2 protein-coding genes are annotated in these 7,170 nt (G+C 46.6%); both read left to right on the plus strand.

The features are described from left to right. The first annotated feature begins 2 nt into the window (after positions 1-2). Positions 3-1,316: a hypothetical protein gene (locus HMPREF0106_RS17410; protein ID WP_009039432.1), complete on the plus strand. Its 1,314-nt coding sequence runs from the start codon at positions 3-5 to the stop codon at positions 1,314-1,316. Between the two features lie 11 nt (positions 1,317-1,327). Beyond that, the coding region (locus HMPREF0106_RS17405; protein WP_009039433.1) for a hypothetical protein at positions 1,328-7,170 on the plus strand (5,843 nt) is incomplete at its 3' end.

The following is a 7,170-nucleotide window of genomic DNA, read 5'->3' on the forward strand; positions in this document are numbered from 1 at the left end:
ATATGATTATAAGCCCGTTTACCCCACTGTTTTTTTCTCCGTCTACCGATAAATTTGGAGCGAAGAGTAAATATGTGCAATTATTCGCACGTACAGACAGGATTTTTGTTGAATTGATTTTGACAGCCAAAGAGCAGGAGCCTATAGTTTACATTAATAATCTTTTAAGTAATATATCTACACCTGTATCATTAAGCTCATGGAAGATGAATGATGATAAGATTCTTTATTTCTATAACATTTCATTGCTTCCATGTGGATACTATACTGTAACAGTTAATGGGAATACGAGTGAGATTTTTAAAGTTACGGACGATGAATGTGAGTTATCAGAAACCAGCCTTATTCAGTATTCAATGAAAGATAATAAGCAGCGTCTTGATGCTGTCTGGTGGATAGATGGGATGCAATACTTTTTTGATTTTCGCGTTCCTGGTGGTTTCAAAGATAACGGATGGACGTTCGGTGTGGATAATGAGCAGTTCGTGACCTCTGATGAGGATATTGTTGAGCTATTCAGCCACGAATATACAACAGTATTATTCACGCTTGGAAATGGGATGGGATGCCCTGTGTGGTTTGCTGAATTATTGAATCGTGTCTTATGCTGTAATTACGTCTACTTTGATGGTGTTCGATATACCAGAAAGGAAAGTAATGTTCCAGAACTTAACCAGCAAATAGAGGGATTGAAGAGTTTTGTGTTCAATCAAATGTTACAGAAGGTAAGAACGATGAATCCAGTTTTGGAATGGAATAACCAGCTTGCTATGAGGTGTGTACAAAGCGGGGCTTATAGGATAGCAGATGATGAAGGAATACGTAGTATCAAGTATGGTTCAGAAAGTGAGGTTGCAGAGGTCGGAGCATATATCAATATGACTAAGGCTATTCCTAATACTGGAGTTTCTATTAATAGTGATACTATGGTTACTGTCAACAGTATTCATCACCCAGGTGTTGATGAAAATTCATATTGGGATTTGATTGCAATCAAGACGACTGACATAGATAACAAGTATATTGGTAGAAGAGGTTACGGTAAACTTACAGTTAATGGACTGGATAGACTAAAGAACGATTTGGACAACGGTTCGATAAATTTGCGTGCTGTACTATATAAAGGAGATTCGTATACTAACCTCATTGAAGGGAGTGTAATCAGTAGGGATGGTGTATGTGTCTTGAAAGGTATTAACGGTGGAGATATTGGTGCTCTGAAGGAGTTCCAACTTTATCTTGATAATGTCTATGATTGCGACATAGATAATCTTGGTATGACCATTGAGCTTGTATGGGTATATGAAAATGATTAAAAAAGAGAATTATGACAGAAACAGAAAAACAACAGATTATTAGCCTTGTGTTACAAGCGTTGAAGACAAACAGTCTTACAATAGAGCAACTGACTGATACAACAGAGCTATCCAAAGATATGTACGTTGAAGTTAGTGGCGGTCGGAAAATATCTATTGATTTACTTTCAAGTACCATTGCTAAAATGGTGAATGGGGATTTTGATGCATTAGTGGAGAATGTCAATAAGATTGCAAAAGATTTATCGGATGGAGACGCCGAGTTATTGAAACGTATAACAGGAGTGTCTGATAAATCCAATCCTTTGACTGACCCATTTAAAAGTATTGGCTCTTTTACTACTATTGGTAGCTTTAAAGATAAATTAAAAACGATGTATTCCGGGGATTCTTCTATTGGGAATTATCGGTGTATTTTGTCTGTTGATTTGTCTAAGATTCCTGTAAATATACAAATTGAACGGTTGGAGCTTGATAAGGTTTGTCAATCATTCACTTCGTGTATACAACTGGCTACCATGTCAGACAATGCCGAAGGTGTATATTTAGGTACAGTTTGTACAATCTCACGAATAGGTATTGTTTCCAATGAGAGTGTTACATGGGGCAAATGGACCTCTGTAATAAATGACTTTGAGGAAAGGATAGGAAAAGCGAACGGTATCGCTCCTTTGAACGAAGAAAGTAAAGTTCCTTCTGAATGTCTGCCTGAACCGTTGTCTCTTGGGGAAGGTGAAGAAGAAGCTTTCCCCGGCAACCGTGGAAAGTCTTTGGAAGATACAATGAAAAATATCCCTTCCGATATAATCAAACCGGGTTCTTTCTCCGTCCTGTCTGACGCTTCCTATCTCAATGTGTATTTTAAGAAAGTGTCCAAAACAACCGGTAAAGAAACGGACGACAGCTTCCGTCTGCCTTCTGCTACCCTTGAACAAGCCGGCCTTTTGTCCGCCGAGGATAAGCAAGCCCTTGAGGATATGAAGAGCGGCACGCCCGCCGACGATGTAACACACCCCATCGTCATTGTTGATGAGATCCGCCCTCTGAAAGATGGCCACTATACCCTTGAAACCGCTATTGCCGCCATTGTCTCCTATCAACAGGAATCTGGCGTCAAATATGAGCGAACGGGTCTCATCATTACTTACAAAACAGGCGAGTATGAAATGGAAACCCGGCAGTTCCAGGGTGCTGTGTCCGATTTTGCGACCCCTTCTCTTTGGAAACCCTTCGGGAATGGTGGTGGCGGTTCCGTTGTTGAAACTTCCGATGAACCGGCAGAAGGGGGAAAGGATGCCTTTTCAACTGGTGGCGCCTATGCCTATGTTCCGGCCAACCTCGACGTAAACGTGGAAACAGAAGGCATCGTAAAACTTCAGATGAAGAACGCTGCTGGTGAAACCCTTGGTGATGAAGTGCAGTTCGCTATCGGCACGGGTGGCGGCGGTCAAACTGGCGGTACCATTGTTGCCATTGCTTTCCAGTCGACACCTGTCTATGGCTCTTACGGCTCCACGCTACGAACCTTTGCCGCCATTCGTTCCGTGACCTCGAACGGTGTCGAATCCTCTGACAACCTGATTGAGAAACTGGAACTCGTAGACCGTGAAAGCGGGCTTACCGTCTGGACTGAAACCGTCAACAAAGCATCTTCCGGTGACATGAAGGACTTCTCCTTTGAACTGGACTTCACCGCATACTTTACGGCTGCCGGTACTCGGAAATTCAAGCTGATAGCCACTGACGAAAGCGGCAATACCGGTTCCAAGAATGTCAATGTAACAGCTGTTGATATTACCTGTACCTGTGTGCAGGTGCTCAACTATACCCCTGAAACTCTGCTTACTCCGACAACTGAAAGTTTCAGCCTTCCACTCTATAAGTTCGGAAACAACACCTCTGATAAAGGTATCAGTGCCCAGGTTGACATCAAGATTAATGGTGAATGGCAATCCCTGTCTACCACCGTTGTAAATGACAACTACTCGCACTCCGTTGTAATCCGCCCTGCTTCCCTCGGCCTAGAACACGGTACCTATCCCTTGCGCATCCAAGGAATGGATGTCGCATCCGGAGTGAAAGGAAATGTCATCTACACGGCTGTCATGGTAATTGACCCGAATAGTTCCACACCTCTTGTCGCCTTGAGATACGATGATAAAAACGGTGGAGTAGTCCGACTGTACGAAACCGTAGAACTTGATGTTGCCTGTTATGACCCGTTGGAAATGACTTCACCCGTCAGCGTGAAAGCCAATAACGTGCAGGTAACACAAATTGCTGCCAGTCGTAACAAAACCTATCAGGTCAAACAGCAACTGCAGGGCTACAAGGCTGACGGCACCGATACGGTCAACTATACTGCCGTATGCAAGGACGTGACTAGCGAACCTGTCCGGGTGACAGTTAGCGGTTCCGCCATTGACGCCGCCATAAAAGAAGGCGCCATCTATAACTTTGACTTCTCATCCCGTACCAATCAGGAAACTGACCATAGCATTGTCAGCGGTAATTATGAAATGAAAGTGGACGGTGCCAACTGGACTACCAACGGTTTTGGCACATTCTTGGGTGAGAACTGCCTTCGCGTAGCCGAGAATGTGGGCGTGTCATTAAACCATGCCCCGTTTGCCGGCTCGTCCATCGAATCCAACGGTGCCGCCATCCAGTTCGCTTTCGCTTCCAAGAACGTGACCGATGATGATGCCCTGCTCCTTAGCTGCTATGACGAAACGTCCGGTGCCGGCTTCTATGTCACCGGCCGGGTGGTCGGCATCTTCTGTAACAATGGCGTTTCCCGTCGTGAAGAACGCGCCTATCGACAGGGTGAAAAGATAACCGTAGCCGTGGTTGTTGAACCTGCAAGCAACTACGTTGAACGTGACGGTACACGATATTCTATGATGAAACTCTTCCTCAACGGTGAGGAAGTCGCCTGCCTTGGTTATGTTCCGGGCGGCGGCTCCCTGATTCAGACCAAATATATAACGATGGACGGCAGGCTGGGTGATTTGTACCTTTATTACATGATGGCCTGGAACTCTTATATGGAATGGGCACAGGCGTTCAAGAACTACCTTGTCCGTCTGACCGATACGGAGGTAATGGTGAAGGAATACGCCTTTGAGGACGTCCTTAAAAGCCAGACAGCCGAGGGTAGTACCCAAAGCCGCCCGTCGGCTGCCGAAATCTATTCACGCGGTATGCCTTACATTGTCGAATGCCCCTATGAAGGCTCCGATATAGAAGCACTGGACGGCACCACTTCCACCAGTACGAAGATATACATCACGCTCTATTACTTTGACCCCGAACGCCCGTGGCGTAACTTCAAGGCCATGAGTGTCCAAACCCGCAACCAGGGAACCACCTCTGCCAAACGCCCGGTAAAGAATAAACGCTACTACCTCGCCAAGAGCAAAGGCAAAAACAAGGACACTCGAATCATACTACTTAATCCGGACGATACGACGGAGGAAGGACGCCGTGCAATAGCCTTGGCTGCCATCAACAAAGTACAGGTCGGTGATAATACAATCCCGGTCGATGTCATTACCGTAAAAGTCGATTACTCCGATTCCGGTAATGCGAACGACTGCGGCGCCTGTGAAATGATGAACGTTACATACCGTGCCTTAGGTGGTAACTATATGACACCTGTCCAACGTGCATTTGACGGAACATTTGACAGCGGTGACTTGCATATCGAAGACTTGCAGATGAACCACTCTACCGCCAATCACCCGGTAGCCACCTATCGGTGTAAGGATGACAGCCTGCAAAACGTCTATTTCCATGCCAAAGGCAACTGGAAAGAAGACAAAGGGGAACAGTTCGCCCTCGGCTTCAAAGATACCCCCGGCTATAACAAAGGTTGCCTGAATTATGGTGACTTCATAGAGTTCTTCGGTACTCCTGACGAAACTTTAGACGCAATTGAGATACGCTTCAAACAGACTGACGGACTCGATACGGACAGCGTGTACCTGCTTTCCCTGTATTGCGGTAGTTCGTACCGGATAATGAGGTATCAGGACAGCTCATGGAAAAAGCAGTCCGGTTCCATGAAGTATGAAAACGGCAAATGGAATGTCACCGGTGACGTCCTGAATCCGGTTGAAGGTTTCGAACTTCTTAACTACCAAGGTATGGACTGGTTTCAGGGCGTCGGTTCTGTTCAGGATATGATGGCCATGAAAACGGACAAGTCCTCATGGGTTCAAAAACTCGTGGATAACGGAACTATCTCTGCTGATACCTTCCCGGCATGGACTTACTACTTTGAATCGCTTGTCGATGATGACCAGCTCGCCATTGATTACGCTTTGGGTAAGAAAGTGCCCTATAACCTCTACCGATGGTTGCGCTTCTGTGATTCCTGCGATTACTCCAAAGGCGGGAACTGGCAAAGAACATGGAAGGAAAACCTGTATAAATACGCCTGCCCAGAAAGTGTCTTGAGTTATGACATCTTCACCGACTACCTTGCCGCCACTGACCAACGCGCCAAGAATATGCAGCCGATGTGGTTCTTGGAAGAGTATGCTTCCGTAACAGACGGTGTGTACAGCTCCGAGGATGCCATGCGCATGTACCTGAATAAAATCTATGACTGCGATACGCTCAATAGCAAGGACAACGACGGTGGTTGCACGGTTGATGCCGAGGTGGACCCCAACCGGACGAGCGATGAAACATTCACTAACCCTTATGCTGGCTACGGCTCCGTTCTGTTTAATAACATCTATCTCCAGCAAGTAGTGTGGACTGACTCATCCGGTACGGAACTCTCCCTGCGTACCGTTGCCGCCGCCATGCGTAACGTTCAGGCGACCATTGACGGCGTCACCCTGCACCCGTTCTCACCCGAAGGAGCTACGCATTTCTTCATTGACAAACGGCTCAAAAAATGGCAGAAACTGGTTAGTTCTTACGATGGTGAACGGAAATACATCTCCTATACAGCCACTTCTGACGCTATCTACTTTTATGCCCTGCAAGGTCTTGGACTTACTGCCCTTCCGTCCTTCATTGAAAGACGTTGGCGTATTCGTGACGGCTATTTCCAAACCGGTGATTTCTTCAGCGGTGTAATTTCCGGGCGCGTATCTTCCAAATCAAACGCCACCATCCGGATTGTCGCTGCTAAAAACGGTTACTTCGGTGTCGGCAATGACGCTAGCGGCAACCTTTCCGAAAGCTGCTTCCTTGAAGCGGGCGAAGAATATGTATTCACCAACTTCTCACATGAGGAAGGCGCCTTGCTGTATATCTATCAGGCTGACCGCATGAAGCTGCTCGACCTGTCTGAAATCTCCCTGTCAAGTACGGTGAGCTTCTCCGCCATGCAACTTGTGGAAACCCTTATCTTGGGCTCTGACACCCATACAGAACAATCCATCGGTTCTTACGCACCGCTTACCTCGCTGAACTGCGGCGAAATGCCCTTCCTCGTATCACTCGATATCCGGAACACACAAATCGCTACGCTCGTTACCGACAAATGCCCACGTATCGCCCATATCAATGCGTCCGGTAGCAAACTGGAGAACATCACTCTTGCAGAGACTTCTCCGATTAATGACATCTCTCTTCCAGCAACAATGACAAGCCTCCGTTTTGTCGGTCTTCCTGAACTGACCTATACCGGTCTTTCCGCCCCGTCCGGCCTGCAAATAGAATCCATGCCGAACGTCCAACGCCTGCGTCTTGAAACGTCGCCTCAACTTGACGCCATTCAGATGCTCCGTGACGTCCTCGCTTCACAAGCGGCATCCCGTAAACTTTCCATGCTCCGTATCTCGAACATGACCCTGAAGGCTGACGGCTCCGAGCTTCTTGCCATTCTCGAATA

Origin of the sequence: Bacteroides sp. D22 (assembly GCF_000163675.1) — a bacterium.
Taxonomy (GTDB): domain Bacteria; phylum Bacteroidota; class Bacteroidia; order Bacteroidales; family Bacteroidaceae; genus Bacteroides; species Bacteroides xylanisolvens.

Excerpts from the sequence above, each read along its gene's own strand:
- HMPREF0106_RS17410 (WP_009039432.1), top strand. The coding sequence starts at position 3 with ATGATTATAAGCCCGTTTACCCCACTGTTTTTTTCTCCGTCTACCGAT.